Raw genomic sequence first — 18,896 nt, 5'->3', positions numbered from 1 at the left:
GGCGATCGACACAGCGTCGGGGGGCTACCCGCCCGGCGGCCAAGGCTGCGCCCGCACCGTCCCGCCCGCCGTGGCCGGTCCGGGCGGTCCGCGGCCTCTGGATGGGCATGGCGCACGCGGTCGGTGGCGCTACCCGCGCCGCCGGACCGCGGACGGCGCCGGAGGGGTCCGGCACGGGCTCGCAGAACGCGGAAGGGCAGGGAGGGCAGGAACTGGAACCGGACCACCGGCGCGACGGCGTCGGCTTCGCACTTCTCGCCGTGGCGGTCATCGTCGCGGCGCGTGAGTGGTGGGGGATCGACGGCCCCTTCGGCGACGGCGTGCACGCGGTGGTCGCGGGCACGCTCGGCGTCGCGGGCGTGGCCCTCCCCGTGCTGCTCATGTGGCTCGCCTTCCGCGTCATGCGCCATCCGGAGCGCACCCAGCAGAACGGCCGGGTGGCGATCGGGCTCAGCTTCCTGGTCGTCGCCACGTGCTCGCTGGTGCACATCAGCGCCGGCCTGCCGTCGCCCGCGGACGGCTTCACCCCGGTGCAGGACGCCGGTGGTGTGATCGGGTTCCTTTTCGCCACCCCGGTCGTCACCGGGCTGACCCAGTGGTTCGCCATCCCGCTCTACGTGCTGGCCGGGTTCTTCGGCATCCTCATCGTCACCGCCACGCCGGTGCACCGGATCCCCGCCCGCCTGCGCGGCCTGTACGACCGCCTCACGGGCAACCACCGCGAGGCGGACGACACGGGCGAGGACGGGCTCGCCCTGGCCGACGGCGTCTCCGCCCACGACGGCACGCCGGAGCCCAAGCGCCGCAAGCGCCGCACCAAGCAGGAGATCGCCGCGGAGAAGGAGCGCCTGGCCGGCTTCGTCGGCGACGAGGCCTTCGAGAAGGCCGCCGAGGTCGAGCAGCGTGCCGGCAAGGCCGGCAAGGCCACGACCCAGCGCATCCCGACCGGCCAGTCCGCCGGCAAGGTCACCGGCGCCCCCGCCATCGGCCCGGGTGTCCTCGGGCCGGACGGCGAGCCGGCGTCGGCGAAGAAGGACGGACCCAGGCCGCCGCGCGACGCCGAGCCGATGCCCCGGGGCGTGCAGCCCATGCTGGAGGGCGACACCGTCTACCTGCTGCCGGACGAGGACGTCCTCGTGCAGGGTCCGCCGCACAAGGCGCGCTCGGCCGCGAACGACCGGGTCGTCGAGTCGCTGACGGGCGTGTTCGAGCAGTTCGGCGTGGACGCGAAGGTCACCGGCTTCAGCCGCGGCCCGACGGTCACGCGGTACGAGGTCGAGGTGGGCGCCAAGACCAAGGTCGAGCGCATCACGTCGCTGTCCAACAACATCGCGTACGCGGTGGCGAGCGCGGACGTGCGCATCCTGTCGCCCATCCCGGGCAAGTCCGCCATCGGCATCGAGATCCCGAACTCCGACCGCGAGACCGTCGTGCTGGGCGACGTGCTGCGCTCCGGCGCGGCGCGGCGCACCGAGCACCCGATGGTCATGGGCGTGGGCAAGGACGTCGAGGGCGGCTACGTGGTGGCCAACCTCGCCAAGATGCCGCACATCCTCGTGGCGGGCGCCACCGGCGCCGGCAAGTCGAGCTTCATCAACTCGATGATCACCTCGATCCTCATGCGGTCCACGCCCGAGCAGGTGCGCCTGATCCTCGTGGACCCCAAGCGCGTCGAGCTCACGATCTACGAGGGCATCCCGCACCTGATCACGCCGATCATCACCAGCCCCAAGAAGGCCGCCGAGGCCCTCGACTGGGTGGTGCGCGAGATGGACGCCCGGTACGACGACCTGGCGACCTTCGGCTACAAGCACGTCGACGACTTCAACGTCGCCGTCCGCGCCGGCAAGGTCAAGCCCCTGCCGGGTTCCGAGCGCAAGATCGCGCCGTACCCGTACCTGCTCGTGGTGGTCGACGAGCTCGCGGACCTCATGATGGTCGCCCCGCGCGACGTCGAGGCCTCGATCCAGCGCATCACGCAGCTCGCCCGCGCGGCGGGCATCCACCTCGTGCTGGCCACGCAGCGCCCGTCCGTCGACGTCGTGACCGGCCTGATCAAGGCGAACGTGCCCTCGCGGCTCGCCTTCGCCACGTCGTCGCTCGCCGACTCGCGCGTGGTCCTGGACCAGCCCGGCGCCGAGAAGCTCATCGGCCAGGGTGACGCCCTGTTCCTGCCCATGGGCGCGGCCAAGCCGATGCGCGTCCAGGGCGCCTGGGTCACCGAGTCCGAGGTGCACCAGGTCGTCGAGCACGTCAAGGGTCAGCTCAAGCCGATCTACCGCGAGGACGTGGCCGCGCCCGCCGCGGCCAAGAAGCAGGTCGACGAGGACATCGGCGACGACCTCGACCTGCTGCTGCAGGCCACCGAGCTGGTCGTCACCACCCAGTTCGGGTCCACGTCCATGCTCCAGCGCAAGCTCCGCGTGGGCTTCGCCAAGGCGGGGCGCCTCATGGACCTGCTGGAGTCGCGGGAGATCGTGGGGCCCTCGGAGGGCTCCAAGGCGCGCGACGTGCTCGTGGCCGCCGACGACCTGCCCTCCGCGCTCGCGCTGATCCGCGGCGAGCAGCCGGCCCAGGTCTTCGACCAGGCGTCCTCCGACGACGCCGAGCCGGACGACGGCGGGTCGTACGGTTCCGCCGACCAGTACGCCGACGGGACGGACGGGCACATGCCGCCGGTCGCCCGGGACTACCACGACGACGCCGAGCCGGTGCGCTGACTCGGCCTGTGCGCTGACCTCTCAGCCGGTGCGCCGGACCACCACGGGCGGCTTGCCCGCGTGCCCCCGGGGCGGCCGGCGCTGCTCGTCCGCCACGTCCCCGGCGGCGTCCTGGGCGATCCGGAGGCGGTCGGTGAGCTCGCCCGTGCCGAGCTGCCCGCGCTCCGGGTGCGCCAGCGCGTCGCGGGTCCAGTGCAGCCGGTGCCCGGCGGCGCGGTCCACGGTGGTCGCCGCCCAGCGCGCGTCCGTGACCCGGGCGGGCCCGCCAGGCGGCTGGACGACGTCCGCGACCAGCAGCAGGCCGACGGCGGACGCCGCCACGCAGCACTGAGTCCCCTGGTTGGACAGGAGGTTGCCGAGGCCGTAGGCCACCCACATGCCGTCGCCGCCCGGGCCGCCGCGCAGGTGCTCCAGCGGCTGCGGCACGTGGGCGTGGTGCCCGATCACGAGGTCCACCTGGCGGGACCTGGCCAGGGCCTTGGCGGTCTCCTTCTGGTGGTCGGTGGGCTCGGTGACGTACTCCGTGCCGTCGTGCAGGCTGACCACCACCAGGTCCGCTCCGGCGGCGCGCGCCGCCCTGGCCTGCTCGACGATCCGCCCGGCGTCGATGAGGTCCACCGACCAGGAGCCGTGGGGCGGCTCCAGCCCGTTCAGTCCGTAGGCCGCCGACAGGTGGGCGACCGTGGCGGTCCGGCCCTCCCGTCGCAGCTCGTAGAGCTGAGGGCTGCGGGACTCGCGCTTGTTGCGCGCCGTCCCGGCGTGGCCCATCCCGGCCCGGTCGAGCGCCCCGAGCGTCGCGGCGATGCCGTCGTACCCGGAGTCGGCCGCGTGGTTGGACGCCGTCGAGCAGCCGTCCCAGCCCTGCTCGCCCAGGTCGCGGACGATCTCCTGGGGCGCGCGGAACACGGGGTAGCCGGCCGGCTGCGTGCCCGGTGGCGCGACCGGCACCTCCAGGTGGCACAGGGCCAGGTCGGCGCGGGCGACCCACGGGTCGATGCCTGCCAGCAGCGGCGTGTAGTCGAACCCGTCCGGCCCGGTCGCCGAGTCGTTGACCGGTTCGTGGGTCAGGACGTCGCCCGCGGCGAGCAGCATGAGCTCGACGTCCTGCGGCGTGGGCGACGGGGAGGGCGCGGCGGAGGTCGGAGGCGCGGCCGGGGAGGACGACGCCGGCGTGCCGCTGGTGGGCACCGGCACACCGGGGGCGGGCGTGCAGCCCGCCGACGTGGCCGCGAGGGCGCAGGTCACCGCGGCGGACGCGAGGAACCGCAGCGGGCGGACGTTGACCACTCCCGGATGTTATGGCAGGCCGGGAAGGGGAGCGACCGGACGCCGCCGGCGGTCGGTCCGGGGTGCGGGTGAACCGCGGCTAGGCTTGAGCAATGGTCAACGACGCTCCGTCGCCCTGGAACATTGCGAACATCGTCACGATGATTCGCATCGCCATGGTCCCGTTCTTCGCCTGGGCACTTCTCGTCGAGGGCGGGGACGACACGACGTGGCGGCTCGTGGCCACGGCGATCTTCGTGGTCGCGGCGGTGTCGGACAAGGTCGACGGCTACCTCGCGCGGTCGCGCGGCCTCATCACCGACCTGGGCAAGCTGCTCGACCCGATCGCGGACAAGCTGCTCGTGGGCGCGGCCCTGATCCTGCTCTGGATCCCGCTCGGCGAGCTGCCCTGGTGGATCCCGGTGGTGATCCTGGTGCGTGAGCTGGGCATCACGTTCATGCGGATGGGCATGCTCAAGTACGAGGTCATGCCCGCGTCGCGCGGCGGCAAGCTCAAGACCGTGCTGCAGACCGTGGCGATCTCGCTGTTCCTGCTGCCGCGCGAGGGCCTCGACTGGCTCACGGTGATCGCCTGGGTCGTGCTCATGGCGGCGTTCGTCGTGACGGTCGTGACCGGCGTCGAGTACGTGTACCAGGGCTGGAAGATCCGGCGCGACGCCCGGGCCCGGACGCCGCAGGCATGACGGCGCCGCGCCTGCTGGAGGCGGCTGCCGCCCGCGGCTGGACCATCGGGGTGGCCGAGTCGCTGACGGGCGGGCTGGTCACGGCGACGCTCGTGTCGGTGCCGGGTGCGTCGAAGGTGCTGCGCGGCGGCATCGTCGCCTACGCCACCGACCTGAAGGCCGGGCTGCTCGGCGTGGACGCGGACCTGCTCGCCGAGCGCGGCGCCGTGGACGAGGCCGTCGCCGCCCAGATGGCGGCCGGCGTGCGCCGGGCGACGGGGGCCGACGTGGGCCTCGCCACGACCGGGGTCGCGGGCCCGGACCCGCAGGACGGCCAGCCGCCGGGGGTGGTCTTCGTCGCAGTGAGCACCCCGGTCGCGTCCGAGGTGCACCGGCTGGAGCTGACGGGCGACCGGCCGCAGATCATCGGCGACGCGGCGCGCGGGGTCATCGAGCTCGCGTCGCTGCTCGTCAGCGAGGCGTCGGGTGAAAAAACCGACTCGTACCCAGATCTGTTCCCTGAAGTTACAGACAAGTGAAACTTCTTGGCTTAATCTTGCACAGGGCTTGACGCGGGAACACTTCGGGAACAAGGCTCATACCCACGGCGTTGGTCCCGGTGTGATCACGAACAGGCCGACCACTCGGGGCCGGCGTAAGAACTCTTCGAGCGCGGGGTACGGTAGAACGACCTCCGCGCACGGAGGCCGTACCACACGCAAGGCGCGTCCGGTCCAGGCAGGGCAGGGCGTGAGGTCAGGGACAGGCACTGAAAGGGGGCGCGAGATGGTCGTACTACGGCGAGAAATCGGAGACGTGCTGCGAGACACGCGGCAGCGTCAGGGGCGCACCCTCCGCGAGGTGTCGTCGGCGGCGCGGGTGTCGCTGGGTTACCTCAGTGAGGTGGAGCGCGGGCAGAAGGAGGCGTCGTCCGAGCTTCTCGGTTCCATCTGCGAGGCGCTCGACGTGCCGCTGTCCTTGGTGCTGCGTGAGGTGAGCGACCGCGTCGCGGTGGCCGAAGGATTCCAGATTCCCGACACGATCCCGGCGGACTTCGTCGCCGGGCTGCTGGCCAGGGGAGGCGACCGGACCGCAGCGCGGCGGGAGGTCGACCCGTCCGACCTGGCACCGGTCGGCTGACAGGCCGGCTGGGCGAGAGTCGCAGCAGGGCAGGACCGGAGCGGGGCACCACCCAGGTGGTGCCCCGCTCCGGTGCGTTCGCACCCTGGGCCACGCCGGCCGGCCCGGCCGCGCCGGCCCGGCCGTGCGGGCGTCGTCCTAGGCCGGACCGGCCTGGCACGTGGGGCACCAGAAGACCGGGCGCTCGTAGGGCTTCTCGTTCGCCGTGCCGACGGCCACCGGCGTGCCGCACCGGTGGCACGGCCGGCCCGCCCGTCCGTGCACGTGCATCTCGACGGCCCCCAGGCCGCGCGCCCGTCCGACGGTGACGCTGCGCTCCATGAGCCGGCGCGCCGTGCGCAGCAGCACCGCGCGTTCGCCGTCGGGCAGCGTGCCGGCGGGCCGCCACGGCCACAGCCGCCGCGCGAAGAGCGACTCGGCCATCCAGATGGTGCCGATGCCCGCGACCGTGCGCTGGTCCAGCAGGGCGGCGCACAGTGGCCTCTCGGGCTCGCGGGCGAGCCGCGCCACGCCGTCCGCCAGCCCGGTGGTGGGAAAGTCGGCGCCGAGCACGTCCGGGCCCAGGCCGTTGAGGATGCGGCTCTCGTCGTGCGTGCGCAGCAGGTCGAGCATGCCGAGGTGCCAGCCGGTGGCGGTCCAGGCGTCCGTGGCGAGCACGGCGCGGATGGCGGGATTGCGGGCCGAGGCGTCGCGCGAGCCCGTCCGGTGCACCTTCCAGAGCCCCTCCATGCGCAGGTGCGTGTGCAGGGTGCGGCCGTCGTCGAGCCGGGTGAGCAGGTGCTTGCCGTACGCGCTGGTCTCCAGCGCGGTGGCTCCGGTCAGGTTGGCGGCGCCCGCGCTGGGCCAGCGCAGCTCCGCGCGGACGAGCGGCAGACCTCGCAGCGCCGCGGTGAGGCGCTCCGCGGTGAGGCGCAGGACATCCCCCTCGGGCACGGACGCTCCCCTCGTCGTGGGGCTTCAGCGTAGTGCGCGGTCGGCCGGGGAAGGCGGCACAACCGGCATATCACCCATGTGATCTGGGTTGCGCCGGAACCCAGCCGCCGGGCCGCCGAGGGCCGGTCAGGGATGGCCCCGAGTGCGGGTCAGGGCGTGACCGGGGGTAAACCCGATGGCTTTCCGGCGCTCGCTCGGCAACTCTTGTCCCATGACCGTTGTAACCGCTGACCTGGGCGAACGCCCAGACCAGTCGATGGCCTCCCCAGACCCCCGCAACACCCGTACCGTGAGCTGGTTCGGCGCGACCGCTCTGCTGCCGATGATCGCCGCCCACGTGCTGGGCGCGTCGGTCGTCGACCCGGTGCTCGACCCGATCAGCTGGTACGCCTTCGTGCCCGGCGGCGGCGAGATGATCCTCGCCGGCGGGGTGGTGCTCGCCGTCCTCGGCCTCATCCTCACCGTGCGGATGTACCGCACCGGCCTCGCCGCCGGCCTGGTGCCCGCGGGCGCGATGATCGTCTACGCCGTCGCGATGGTCCTGGTCGGAGCGTTCCCCACGGACCCGCCCGGGACGGACGCGTCGCTGTCCGCCGTGATCCACCGGGTGAGCGCCGCCACGGCCTTCTGCGTGCTCCCGGTGGTCGGGCTGAGCCTGGAGCGGTCGATCACGCGGCCGCGCTCGACCTTCCCGCGGACCCTGCGGTCGGCGGCCGGTGCGCTCGGCGTGATGGTCGGGCTGTTCCTGGTGATCCACCTGTCGCTCGTCTTCTTCGCCGACTCCGGCATCGCCGCCTTCGGCCTCATCGAGCGGGTGGGGTTCGTGATCATGATCGGCTACCTGTTCCTGCTGGGCGCGACCATCGACCGCGAGGGCCCGGACGCGGCGCTGGACGAGACCGGGCCGCTCGACGCCATCGGGCCGCTCGACGGCGCCGGCCCGGCCCTGGCGTTCAGCGGACCGAGATCCGCAGACCGCGCGGAGTGATCGCGAAGCCCGCCTCGACCAGCGCGCGCGCCGTCGGATGGTGCCGTGCGGCCTCCAGCGCGGGCACGCCGTCGACCCGCTGGACCACCAGCCGCCCGAGCCGGCCCTCCCGGACCGTCCTGGCCAGTGCGGCGGCCGCGGTCGCGAGCCGGGCGGGATTCTCGGTGAACGACAGCACCGTGCGCCCGCCCCGCTCCACGAACAGGGCCAGGTCGCCGTGGGTGAGCACCACGACGGCCCCGGCCTTGCGGCCGGGCCGGTGGGCGGACCTGCTGCCGGGTGTGCCGTCGGACGCCGCTCCGGCGTCCGCCGCCGGGCCGGCCGGCCAGGCGAGCGCCGCGCCGTACGGGTTGGCGGGGTCCATCGCGGCCAGCACGACGACGCCGCTGGTGCTGGCCGCGCCGGTGGGGGCCGCGACCGCCGCCGTCCGCTCCGCGTCCTCCCGCTCCGCCTCGACGATCCGCGTGCGGTCGGCCGCGTCCACCCGCAGCCGGTCGACGGCGCCGGGCAGGGCGAACTGCGACCCGCCGAGGTGCTCCACGAAGTACCCGCGGCGCACCGCACCGCGCTCCTCCAGGCCGGACAGCACGCGATACACGTCGCGGTAGCCCGTCCCGACCCCCTCCGCGGCCGCGGCGGACCGGGTCAGCACCCCGTGCCGTTCGAGCAGCACCTGGGTCAGGGCGTGGGCGTGCAGCGTGGGGTCCGCCTCGCGCATCGGCAGGGCCGCCCAGCGGCCGCCACCGCCCACGGCCGAGGCGCCGGACCGGAGGGCCGAGGTGGGGCGGCCGGGGGACACGGCGAACCGGGACCGCCGCACCGGACGGGCGCGGGCGGCGGTGCGGGGCGCGCGGTGGGCGCCGCCGCCGCTGACCCGCTCGCGCAGCGCGCCCAGTCCGTCGTTGGTGACCTGGCCGGCCCAGACCAGGTCCCAGAGCACCTCCAGCACGGCGTCCGGCTCGGCGGAGGTGAGCTCGGCGACGCGGGGCAGGAAGAACCCGCCCGAGCCCGTCAGCAGGTCCAGCACCGCGCGGTGCAGGTCGGAGTCGAGCGGGCTCTCCTCCTCGACCGGTGCGAGCGGGGACAGCGTGAGCGGGGCTCCGTCGGCCAGGTGGAGGGAGACCAGCCCGTCCCCGCCGCCCGACCCGGGCAGGCGGGAGTGTCCCGCCCACAGCACCTCGCCCGTCACCGTCAGCTCGTCGAGCAGGGCGGGGGAGTAGTCGGTCACCCGGGCGGGCAGCACCAGGGTCTCCAGGGCCGACGCCGGGACCGCCGCGCCCGCGAGCTGCTCGATCGCCTGCACCAGCCCGTCGGCCCCGCGCAGCAGGCCCGTGGAGACGTTCTGCCAGCGCGGCAGGAAGGCGCCGAGGGCCTCCTGCTCCACGGGCTCCACCTCGGCCCGCAGGACCGCCAGGGAGCGCCGGCGCAGCAGGCGCAGCACGCCGGGGTCGCACCACTCGTCGCCCGTGCCGCCGAGCGCGCCCGGCCGCAGCCGCCCACGGGCGAGCGCGCCGTCCGCCTCCAGCCGGGCCAGGCCCTGGGCGACGACCGCGACGCCCAGCCCGAACCGTTGGGCCGGCGCCTGCGCGCCGAACGGCCCGTGGGTGCGCGCGTGGCGGCGCAGCAGGTCGCCGAGCGGGTCGGGCACCAGCTCGGTGAACGTCTCGGGGATGCCCACCGGGAGCGCCACGCCGAGCGCGTCCCGAAGGCGGCCGGCGTCCTCCGCGACCGCCCACTGCTCCAGGCCGGCGAACCGGACCCGGATCACGCGGCGTGTGGACTCCAGCTCCTCGAGCCAGCGGCCCACGGCGTGGCGGGCGTCCTCACGGGTGCGCGCCTCCAGGGCGTCCAGCGGGTGCGGCCCCGTGCGCCGCAGCAGGTCCCACAGCCCTTCGGCGTCGCGAGCCTGCCGGTCGGGGGCGAGCCCGGCGAGCTCGGCCTCGGTGCGCTCCACGGCCCCGGGGTCGAGCAGGTCCGCGAGGTCGGCCGAGCCCTGCTCCCCGAGCAGCTCGGCGAGCAGCTCCGGGTCCAGCGACAGGGCCGCCGCGCGGCGCTCGGCCAGGGGCGCGTCGCCGTCGTACAGGAACTGCGCCGTATAGCCGAACAGGAGCGACTGGGCGAACGGCGACGGCGTGGGGGTCGTGACCTCGACGACCCGGACGCCGCCCTGGCCGATCTCGCGCATGAGGTCGGCCAGGGCTGCCACGTCGAAGTCGTCCTGGAGGCACTCGCGGGCGGCCTCCAGCACGATCGGGAAGTCCGGGAACTGGCTGGCCACCTCCAGGAGCTGGGCCGACCGCTGGCGCTGCTGCCACAGGGGCTGGCGCTTGTCCGGCCGGCGTCGCGGCAGCAGGAGGGCGCGTGCGGCCGCCTCCCGGAACCGCGCGGCGAACATGACCGAGGAGCCCAGCTCGTCCCGGACGGCGCCCAGCACCTCGTCCGGGTCCAGCAGCAGGTCCTCGAGGGTGACCCGGCCCGGGACGTGCTGCGGGTGCGCCTCGCCGTCGAGTGCCCCGTAGCCGGCCTGGGCGTCGGTCCCGTCGAGGGTCGTGGCGCCCGGCGCGCCGTCGTCCGCGTCCCACGGGTCGCCGTCCCAGCCGCCGCCCGAGTCGGGCAGCCGCAGCACGATCCCGTCGTCCGAGTGCATGGCGGCGACGTCCAGGCCGAACCGGGCCCTCAGCCGCGCGCTGATCACGAGGGCCCACGGCGCGTGCACGCGCGCCCCGAGCGGCGAGTGGATCACCACGCGCCAGTCGCCCAGCTCGTCCCGGAACCGCTCGACCACGACCGTCCGGTCGTCGGGCACGCGGCCCGTGCCCAGCCGCTGCTCGGTGAGGTAGGCGGCGAGGTTGTCCGCCGCCCAGTCGTCGAGCCCGGCCTCGCGCAGGTGCTTGCGCCCGGCGTCGACGTCGGCGGCCAGGGCGGCGTCGGCCTCGCGGACGAACGCGCCGACCGCGCGCCCGAGCTCGGCCGGGCGGCCGGGGGCGTCGCCCTTCCAGAAGGGGAGGCGACCCGGCAGGCCGGGCGCCGGTGTGACCAGCACCCGGTCGGTGGTGATCTCCTCGATGCGCCAGGTGCTCGACCCCAGCGTGAACGTGTCGCCCACCCGGGACTCGTAGACCATCTCCTCGTCGAGCTCGCCGACGCGCCGGCCCCCGCGGGCCCTGGCGCCGCTCGCGCCGCCGGTGGTGCCGTCGGCCAGCACGCCGCCGTCCGCCGCGTCGGTGGCGAGGAAGACGCCGTAGGCGCCCTTGTCGGGGATGGTGCCGCCGCTCGTGGCGGCCAGGCCCAGCGCGCCGGGCCTGCCGCGCAGCAAACCGGTGGCGCGGTCCCAGGTGATGCGGGCCCGCAGCTCGGCGAAGTCCTCGCTGGGGTAACGCCCGGCGAGCATGTCGAGCACGGCGCGCCAGGTGGCGTCGCCGAGGTGCGCGAACGGCGCGGCCCGGCGGACGAGGGCGAGCAGCTCGGCCTCGTCCCAGTCGTCCACGGCCAGCGCCGCGACCACCTGCTGCGCCAGGACGTCGAGCGGGTTGGCCGGCACGTGCATGTGCTCGATGGCGCCCGTCCGCATGCGCTGCGCGATGACGGTGGCCGGCACCAGGTCGCCCCGGAACATCGGGAACACCACGCCCTTGGAGACCGCGCCCACCTGGTGGCCCGCGCGGCCGATGCGCTGCAGCCCGCTCGCGACCGACGGCGGCGCGCCCACCTGCACCACGAGGTCCACGGCGCCCATGTCGATGCCGAGCTCCAGGGAGGACGTCGCGACCACGGCGGGCAGGCGGCCCTCCTTGAGCTCGGTCTCGGTGCGGGTGCGTTCCGCCCGGCTCATCGACCCGTGGTGGGCGCGCGCGAGCACCGTCTCGGCCCGTCCGGTCCCGTCCGGTCCGGCCGGTTGTCCGGGGACCGCCTCGGGCATGCCGCGCTCCCCGGGCACGGGCCGGGGGATCCCCGCGGCCGTGCCCGACTGGCCCGGCACGAGCGCGGCCCACGTGCCGGCCGGGTCGGCGACGTCGAGGCCCTGGCGCTGGGCCCAGACCTCGTTCATCCGCGCGGTCAGCCGCTCGGCGCCGCGCCGGTTGTTGGTGAAGACGATGGTGGAGGTGTGGTCGGCCACGAGGTCGACCACGCGCTCCTCGACGTGCGGCCAGACCGAGGCCCTGCGCAGGGGCTGGGTCGCCTCGCCCGAGAGGTCGATCTCGTCGTCGCCCGTGCCGGGGCCGGCCCCGTCGGTGCGGCCCGGGTCCGGCACGCCGGCGCTGGGCGCGCTGCCCAGGTCCGCGAGGTCCGGGACGGGCACGACGACGTCGATGGCCCACTCCTTGTGCGACGGAGGCTGCACGACGACGACCTCGCGCGCCGACTCGTCGGAGCGGCCGCCGCCGAGGAACCGGGAGACGGCCTCGACCGGGCGCACCGTGGCGGACAGGCCGATCCGCTGGGCGGGCCGGTCGAGCAGGGCGTCGAGGCGCTCCAGGCTCAGGGCCAGGTGGGCGCCGCGCTTGGTCCCCGCGACGGCGTGGATCTCGTCGAGCACCACGGTCTCGACGCCCGCGAGCCCGGCGCGGGCCGACGAGGTGAGGATGAGGAAGAGGGACTCCGGCGTGGTGACCAGGATGTCCGGGGGGCGCGTGGCGAACGAGCGCCGTTCGCTCGGGGGCGTGTCACCCGTGCGCATGCCGACGGTGACGTCGGGCACCTCGATGCCGTCGCGCGCCGCGGCCTGCCGGATGCCCGTCAGCGGGGAGCGCAGGTTGCGCTGCACGTCCGCGGCCAGGGCCTTGAGGGGCGACACGTACAGCACGCGGCAGCGGCGCGCCCGCTCCTGGGGCAGCGGTGCGGACATGATCCGGTCGATCGACCAGAGGAACGCCGCGAGCGTCTTGCCCGACCCGGTCGGCGCGACCACGAGGGCGTGCTGGTCGCGCGCCACGGCGTCCCACGCGCCGGCCTGGGCGGCGGTGGGCTGGGCGAACGCACCCGTGAACCAGGTACGGGTGGCCGGGCCGAACCGGGAGAGCGGGTCGTCGGGCGAGGGCATGGTCCCCATTCTGTCCCCGACCACTGACACGGGCCGGGGGAGGTGCCGGGGCGTCGTAGGGTTGACGGGTGCGTGAACGGGACTTCTGGCAGCTGGTCGACGAGGTGTTCGGCCCCGCCTACGGACGTGCGCTGGCGCGCGAGCAGGTGCTGCCCGCGCTCGACGGGCGCACCCCGGCGGTCGCCCTGGCGGACGGCGACGAGCCGCGCGACGTGTGGCACGCGCTGTGCGACGCGCTGGACGTGCCCGACGCCGACCGGTGGGGCACCGACAAGTACCGGCAGGCCCCGCCGCCCCGTCGCTGAGGGCGTCCCGACCGCGCCGAGCGACGTTTCCGACCGCCGTGCCCGCCTCGGCGAGATGTCCTGCGACACACCGGTGTGTCCTGCCTTGCCTCGAACACGCGTTCGGCTAGACTTTGACCACAGGCACGGATTTCGGAACGTCGTCCACAGGCGGCGGCCGGAGCAGGCGTCCGTGTCAGTGGCTCCGCGTACGGTCGGCAACGACGTACCGAGCCATCCATGTCGGCGCACAGAGCGCCCAGAGACCGAAGGTGTTGCACATGCCCGCACCAGCAGACCGCGACAAGGCCCTCGAGGCCGCACTCGCACAGATCGACCGTAGTTTCGGCAAGGGCTCGGTCATGCGCCTCGGCGACGAGACCCGCGCGCCCATCGAGGTGGTTCCCACCGGTTCGATCGCCCTCGACGTGGCGCTCGGCATCGGCGGCCTCCCGCGCGGCCGCATCGTCGAGGTGTACGGCCCCGAGTCCTCGGGCAAGACGACCATCGCGCTGCACGCGGTGGCCAACGCCCAGCGACTGGGCGGCATCGCGGCGTTCATCGACGCCGAGCACGCGCTGGACCCGGAGTACGCCAAGAAGCTCGGTGTCGACACCGACGCCCTCCTGGTCTCGCAGCCGGACACCGGCGAGCAGGCGCTGGAGATCACGGACATGCTGATCCGCTCCGGTGCGCTCGACATCATCGTCATCGACTCCGTCGCGGCCCTGACGCCGAAGGCCGAGATCGAGGGCGAGATGGGCGACAGCCACGTGGGTCTCCAGGCCCGCCTCATGTCGCAGGCCCTGCGCAAGATCACCGGCGCGCTCAGCGCGTCCGGCACCACCGCGATCTTCATCAACCAGCTGCGCGAGAAGATCGGCGTGTTCTTCGGCTCGCCCGAGACCACCACCGGTGGAAAGGCGCTGAAGTTCTACGCGTCGGTCCGGCTCGACATCCGCCGCATCGAGACCCTCAAGGAGGGTACGGACGCGGTCGGTAACCGCACCCGCGTGAAGGTCGTCAAGAACAAGATGGCGCCGCCCTTCAAGCAGGCGGAGTTCGACATCCTGTACGGCCACGGCATCTCCCGCGAGGGTGGGCTCATCGACATGGGCGTGGAGCACGGTTTCGTGCGCAAGTCCGGCTCGTGGTTCACCTATGAGGGCGACCAGCTCGGCCAGGGCAAGGAGAACGCGCGGTCCTTCCTGCGCGACAACCCCGACCTCGCCAACGACATCGAGAAGCGGGTCAAGGAGAAGCTGGGCGTGGGACCGAAGGTCGACGCCCCGGCGGACCCGGCCGCGGGTGCTCCCGCCCCCTCGGCGACCGAGACCGCCCCGCCCACGGGCACGGTCGCGGCGGCCAGCTCGTCCTCGCGGACGACCACCACGGCCAAGGCCACGAAGACGACGGCGACGCGCGCGAAGACCGCCGTCAAGACGACGGCTTCGAAGACCGCGGCCAAGGCGGAGGCGGCCGCCGAGAAGGCTCCGTTCTGACGTGCAGTACGGTGATCCAGCGGATGGTCCCGGCGTGGGGAAGCGTCGGGGCCATCCGGCCTTTTCGGAGGGTGACCGGGACGACCGTCGGGCGGGCGGTCGCGGGCGCCGCAACGCCGGGCGCGGCGGCGAGCGGGCCCCCCGGAAGACGGTCGCGGAGCGCCTGGAGGCCGGCGAGATCAGCCGGGACGACGCCGTGGAGAAGGCTCGTGAGGTGGTCCTCCGGATCCTGACGGCGGCGCAGAAGTCCCGTCGTGAGCTCGAGCAGTCCCTGGCCCGCAAGGGGTACCCGGAGGACGTCGTCGTGCAGGTGCTCGACCGGTTCGGCGAGGTGGGCCTGGTGGACGACGCGACCTACGCGGAGACGATCGTGCGCACCCGGCACGCCGAGCGGGGCCTGGCCCGGCGCGGCATCGCCGCGGAGCTGCGCCGGCGCGGCATCGACGAGGACACGGCCGTCGAGGCTCTCGACCAGCTCGACCCGGACGACGAGCGGGCGGCGGGCGCGCGGCTCGCCGGCAAGCTCGTCACCCGCACGCGCGGCCTTGACCGGCAGGTGCGGGTGCGCCGTGCCGTCGGCTCGCTCGCGCGCAAGGGCTACGCCCCCGGCCTGGCCTTCGAGCTGGTCCGGGACGCGCTGGCCGCCGAGGGCGAGGAGACGGACGACCTGGGCTACGCCGAGGACTGAAGCAGCGATGCCCGGTCCGGTGCCGCAACGACGTCCGGGCCGGTAACGCCGGAGGCGCCCCAGCAGGTGCTGGGGCGCCTCCGGCGACCTGAGGGATGGCAGCGCGCTAGACGGCAGCACCCGCACCCGCGCCGGGGCCCGCTCCGCCGCCCACGGGACCGCCAGGCACGATCGTGGGGTTGCCGATCCCTGGCCCCTCGGCCGTGGACCCCGCGGTACGACCGGAGAGCAGCTTCGCGAGACGGTGCGCGACGGTGGTCAGCATCCAGTTGATCACGATGAACACGACCGCCACCACGGCCAGCGTCTGCAGGGGGTTCTGCTCCTTCGACGACAGGATCTGCGCGGACCGGAGCAGCTCGGAGTACAGGATGATCTGCCCGAGCGCCGAGTCCTTGAGCACCACGACGAGCTGCGAGACCATCGCGGGGAGCATGGCGACGAGCGCCTGCGGCAGCTGGATCGAGCGGAGCGTCTGCGAGGGCGTCAGACCGATCGCCAGACCGGCCTCGCCCTGGCCCTTCGGAAGGTTCCCGACCCCGGCCCGGACCAGCTCCGCGATGACCGAGCCGTTGTACAGGACGAGCGCCAGGACCACCGCGGCGAACGGCCGGTCGGCGATCCACTGCGCCTGTGCCGAGAAGAACATGTAGAAGAAGATCATCATCAGCAGCACCGGCACGGCGCGGAAGAACTCCACGACCACGCCGGACACCCACCGGACGACTCGGTTGTGCGCCAGCCGGCCGACGCCGAGGACGAGGCCGAACAGGACCGCGCCCACGGTGGCGAACGCTGCCGAGCGCAGGGTGTTCTGCAGGCCGGGCAGGTAGTAGTACTGCCAGGCCTCCGCGGAGACGGCGTTCTCCCAGAGCGTCGACTCGAACTGGCCCTTGTCGTACAGGGCCACGGCTACCCAGCCGAGCCCGGCGACGATCGCCACGGCCGCCGCGATGTTGCCGGCCACGGACAGCGCCCGGCCCCGGGGTCCCTGGGCGTCGAACAGGACGGAGGCGCTCATCGCTTCACCGCCAGTCGCTGGGACAGCCAGGTGGTGCCCAGGCCGATCGGGATCACCAGGATCACGTAGCCGACGGCGAAGAGCAGGAAGATGGCGACCATCAGGTCGGGCCGGAACTCGATCATGGTCCTCATCAGTGACGACGTCTCGGTGGCGACCGAGGCCGCCACGGCGACGGTCGAGTTCTTCAGCAGCGCGATGAGCGTGTTGCCCAGCGGCGCGATGGCACCGCGGAACGCCTGCGGCAGGATCACCAGGCGTGCTGCCGGCAGGAACGAGAGCCCGATCGCCCGGGCGGCCTCGGCCTGTCCCACCGGGACCGTGTTGACGCCGGATCGGATGGCCTCGCAGACAAAGGCCGCGTGGTAGACGGAGAGGCCGATCACCGCGAACCAGAAGAACGTGGAGTTCAGGTCGTCGGTGAGCGTGATCCCGAGCTGCGAGAACACCACGAGGTACATGAACGTGAGGATGATCGTCAGCGGTGTGTTCCGGAAGATCGTCACGTAGGCGGTGCCTGCCCACTGGAGCGATGCGATCGGGGAGATGCGCATCAGGGCGAGCACGGTACCGAGGACCAGGGACAGCAGCGCGGCCCAGAACGTGAGCTGGATGTTGACCCAGAACGCAGCCAGGACGTCGTACTGAGCGAAGAGCTCGGCGAACCCGGAGAAGAAGTCGTCCACGGTCACCTTTCAGGGATAGGTCAGGGGCGTCGTGCGACACCTGTCGACGACGCCGGACGTGGCTGACGCCGGCCCGACCGCGCCCCGAGGGAGGCAGTCGGTCCGGCGTCAGGCACTGTGGTCAGGCGGGGTACCGCGGGGTCACGCGCAGGCGTCCGGCGTCGGCGGGTTCAGGTCCGCGTTCGGCGTGTAGTCGGCGCCCTCGGTGTTGGCGGCCACCAGCTCGTCCCAGGTGCCGTCCTCGATCATCTCGGTGATCGCGGCGTTGATGTCCTCGCACTGGTCGGAGCCCTTCGGGAGGCCGACGCCGTAGCGCTCCTCGGAGAAGGGCGCGCCGACGACCTTGAACTTGCCGGCGTTCTCCTCGGTCGCGGCCAGGCCGGCGAGGATGATGTCGTCCGTGGTCACGGCGTCGACGGCGCCCGACGCGAGAGCGGTGGCGCACTCGGCGTAGCCGCCGCGCTCCACGAGCTGCACGCCCTCGGAGTACTGGGTCTTGATGTTCTCGGCGGAGGTCGATCCGGTGACCGAGCAGAGCTTCTTGCCCTCGAGGGTCTCCGGGCCGGTGATGTCGGTGTTGTCGGCCGCGACCAGCAGGTCCTGACCGGCGACGAAGTACGGGCCCGCGAAGTCGATGAGCTCCTTGCGGTCGTCGTTGATCGAGTAGGTCGCGAAGATCATGTCGACGTCGCCGTTCTGCAGCGCCGTCTCGCGGTTGGCCGAGATGGTCTCGACGAACTCGATCTGGTCCTCGGAGTAGCCCAGCTTGTCGGCGACGTAGCGGGCGACGTCGGTGTCGAAGCCCGTGAACGTGTCGCCTTCCTGCAGGCCGAGTCCCGGCTGGTCGTACTTGATACCGATGCGGATGGTGTCGCCGCCGCCCGCGGCGGTGTCGTCGCCGCCGGTCGGCTCGCCGACCTCGCCGCCGCCACACGCGGAAAGCGCGAGTGTCGAGGCAGCCGCCATCGCCAGGAGGCCCATGGTGTGCTTGCGCATGATTGCCCTTCGGTAGTCCGGGACCCGGTCGGGGCCCCGAGGGGGTGGGATCGGTCGGAAGATCAGTGGGTCAGGATCTTGGAGAGGAAGTCCCGTGCGCGCTCGCTCTTGGGCGCGGTGAAGAACTCCTCGGGGGCGGCCTCCTCGACGATCTGGCCGTCCGCCATGAAGACGACCCGGTCGGCCGCCGTGCGGGCGAAGCCCATCTCGTGCGTGACGACGATCATCGTCATCCCGTCCCGGGCGAGCGCCACCATGGCGTCGAGCACCTCGTTGATCATCTCGGGGTCGAGGGCCGAGGTCGGCTCGTCGAACAGCATCACCTTCGGCTGCATCGCCAGGGCGCGTGCGATCGCGACGCGCTGCTGCTGGCCGCCCGACAGCTGGGCGGGCATCTTGCCCGCCTGGTTGCCGACGCCCACGCGGTCGAGCAGGGCACGGGCCTGCTCCTCCGCGGCCTTCTTGGACAGCCCGCGGACCTTGCGCGGCCCGAGCGTGACGTTGTCGAGCACGGTCTTGTGCGCGAACAGGTTGAACGACTGGAAGACCATGCCGACCTCGGCACGCAGCTGCGCCAGGGCCTTGCCCTCCTCGGGCAGCTCCTTGCCGTCGACGGTGATGGTGCCGTCGTCGATGGTCTCCAGGCGGTTGATCGCCCGGCACAGCGTGGACTTGCCGGAGCCGGACGGGCCGATCACGACCAGCACCTCGCCCTTGCGGACGGTGAGGTCGATGTCCTGCAGCACGTGCAGCGCGCCGAAGTGCTTGTTCACGCGCTTCAGCTCGACGAGGGGCGCCCCGAGGGCACGGTCCGACGACGGAGCGTCCGCGGTGCTGTCGGCCGCCGGTTGGCCGGTGGTCGAGGTGGTCTGGTCCATCCCTTGAACCTAACGATCCGATGTTTCAAGGACCAAGTCGACGGGTCATCCCGGCACAACGTTTCGGTAA

At 73.4% G+C, this 18,896-nt stretch carries 15 protein-coding genes; 8 read left to right on the top strand and 7 right to left on the bottom strand.

Annotated features, from left to right (window positions below):
- Positions 1–107 precede the first annotated feature (107 nt).
- Positions 108–2,720, top strand: coding sequence for an FtsK/SpoIIIE family DNA translocase (locus QRN56_RS16385; RefSeq protein WP_285104983.1), 2,613 nt, complete (start codon positions 108–110; stop codon positions 2,718–2,720).
- A 21-nt stretch (positions 2,721–2,741) separates the two neighbouring features.
- Here QRN56_RS16385 and QRN56_RS16380 read toward each other — a convergent pair whose 3' ends face one another.
- Complete coding sequence (locus QRN56_RS16380; RefSeq protein ID WP_285104980.1) at positions 2,742–4,007, bottom strand: CapA family protein; 1,266 nt, start codon at positions 4,005–4,007, stop codon at positions 2,742–2,744.
- Positions 4,008–4,099: 92 nt separating this feature from the next.
- Here QRN56_RS16380 and pgsA point away from each other — a divergent pair, with 92 nt between their 5' ends.
- From pgsA to QRN56_RS16365, 3 genes are all read left to right on the top strand, one after another.
- Positions 4,100–4,690 (top strand): CDP-diacylglycerol--glycerol-3-phosphate 3-phosphatidyltransferase, encoded by a 591-nt coding sequence (gene pgsA / locus QRN56_RS16375; protein ID WP_285104978.1) that lies wholly within the window; start codon positions 4,100–4,102, stop codon positions 4,688–4,690.
- Positions 4,687–5,208: a CinA family protein gene (locus QRN56_RS16370; RefSeq protein ID WP_285104976.1), complete on the top strand. Its 522-nt coding sequence runs from the start codon at positions 4,687–4,689 to the stop codon at positions 5,206–5,208. The genes pgsA and QRN56_RS16370 overlap by 4 nt, the downstream gene beginning before the upstream one ends.
- Positions 5,209–5,455: 247 nt before the next feature.
- Positions 5,456–5,809 carry a helix-turn-helix domain-containing protein gene (locus tag QRN56_RS16365; RefSeq protein ID WP_182614568.1) on the top strand — a complete coding sequence of 118 codons (354 nt, stop codon included), beginning with the start codon at positions 5,456–5,458 and terminating at the stop codon, positions 5,807–5,809.
- A gap of 138 nt (positions 5,810–5,947) precedes the next feature.
- Here the strand turns inward: QRN56_RS16365 and QRN56_RS16360 are convergent, their stop codons facing one another.
- Positions 5,948–6,742: a DNA-formamidopyrimidine glycosylase family protein gene (locus tag QRN56_RS16360; protein WP_285104974.1), complete on the bottom strand. Its 795-nt coding sequence runs from the start codon at positions 6,740–6,742 to the stop codon at positions 5,948–5,950.
- Between the two features lie 211 nt (positions 6,743–6,953).
- On the opposite strand from QRN56_RS16360, the gene QRN56_RS16355 reads away from it, so the two are divergent.
- Positions 6,954–7,730, top strand: coding sequence for a DUF998 domain-containing protein (locus tag QRN56_RS16355; RefSeq protein ID WP_285104972.1), 777 nt, complete (start codon positions 6,954–6,956; stop codon positions 7,728–7,730).
- Here the strand turns inward: QRN56_RS16355 and QRN56_RS16350 are convergent.
- Positions 7,696–12,780 (bottom strand): Lhr family helicase, encoded by a 5,085-nt coding sequence (locus tag QRN56_RS16350; RefSeq protein ID WP_285104970.1) that lies wholly within the window; start codon positions 12,778–12,780, stop codon positions 7,696–7,698. The genes QRN56_RS16355 and QRN56_RS16350 overlap by 35 nt on opposite strands.
- A 59-nt stretch (positions 12,781–12,839) precedes the next feature.
- Here QRN56_RS16350 and QRN56_RS16345 point away from each other — a divergent pair, with 59 nt between their 5' ends.
- The 3 genes from QRN56_RS16345 (at position 12,840) to QRN56_RS16335 (ending at position 15,245) form a co-directional block, all read left to right on the top strand.
- Positions 12,840–13,076, top strand: a complete 237-nt coding sequence (locus tag QRN56_RS16345; protein WP_285104967.1) for a DUF3046 domain-containing protein — start codon at positions 12,840–12,842, stop codon at positions 13,074–13,076.
- Positions 13,077–13,336: 260 nt separating this feature from the next.
- Positions 13,337–14,557 (top strand): recombinase RecA, encoded by a 1,221-nt coding sequence (recA, locus tag QRN56_RS16340; RefSeq protein ID WP_285104965.1) that lies wholly within the window; start codon positions 13,337–13,339, stop codon positions 14,555–14,557.
- Positions 14,558–14,591: 34 nt separating this feature from the next.
- Entirely contained in the window at positions 14,592–15,245 is a 654-nt protein-coding gene (locus QRN56_RS16335; RefSeq protein ID WP_285104963.1) for a regulatory protein RecX, read from the top strand.
- A 106-nt stretch (positions 15,246–15,351) separates the two neighbouring features.
- Here the strand turns inward: QRN56_RS16335 and QRN56_RS16330 are convergent, their stop codons facing one another.
- From QRN56_RS16330 to QRN56_RS16315, 4 genes are all read right to left on the bottom strand, one after another.
- A complete protein-coding gene (locus tag QRN56_RS16330; RefSeq protein ID WP_285104961.1) occupies positions 15,352–16,266 on the bottom strand; it encodes an amino acid ABC transporter permease in 915 nt (304 codons plus the stop codon).
- Positions 16,263–16,952 carry an amino acid ABC transporter permease gene (locus QRN56_RS16325; protein ID WP_285105303.1) on the bottom strand — a complete coding sequence of 230 codons (690 nt, stop codon included), beginning with the start codon at positions 16,950–16,952 and terminating at the stop codon, positions 16,263–16,265. The genes QRN56_RS16330 and QRN56_RS16325 overlap by 4 nt, the downstream gene beginning before the upstream one ends.
- 141 nt (positions 16,953–17,093) lie before the next feature.
- On the bottom strand, positions 17,094–17,948 hold the full coding sequence (locus tag QRN56_RS16320; RefSeq protein ID WP_285104959.1) for a glutamate ABC transporter substrate-binding protein: 855 nt from the start codon (positions 17,946–17,948) through the stop codon (positions 17,094–17,096).
- Positions 17,949–18,010: 62 nt separating this feature from the next.
- Complete coding sequence (locus QRN56_RS16315) at positions 18,011–18,826, bottom strand: amino acid ABC transporter ATP-binding protein (protein ID WP_285104958.1); 816 nt, start codon at positions 18,824–18,826, stop codon at positions 18,011–18,013.
- Positions 18,827–18,896 lie beyond the last annotated feature (70 nt).

The sequence above is a fragment of the Promicromonospora sp. MEB111 genome, from assembly GCF_030209445.1.
Taxonomy (GTDB): domain Bacteria; phylum Actinomycetota; class Actinomycetes; order Actinomycetales; family Cellulomonadaceae; genus Promicromonospora.
Note: the sequence above shows the minus strand (reverse complement) of the source record. Positions and strands in the feature narration are given on the sequence as shown.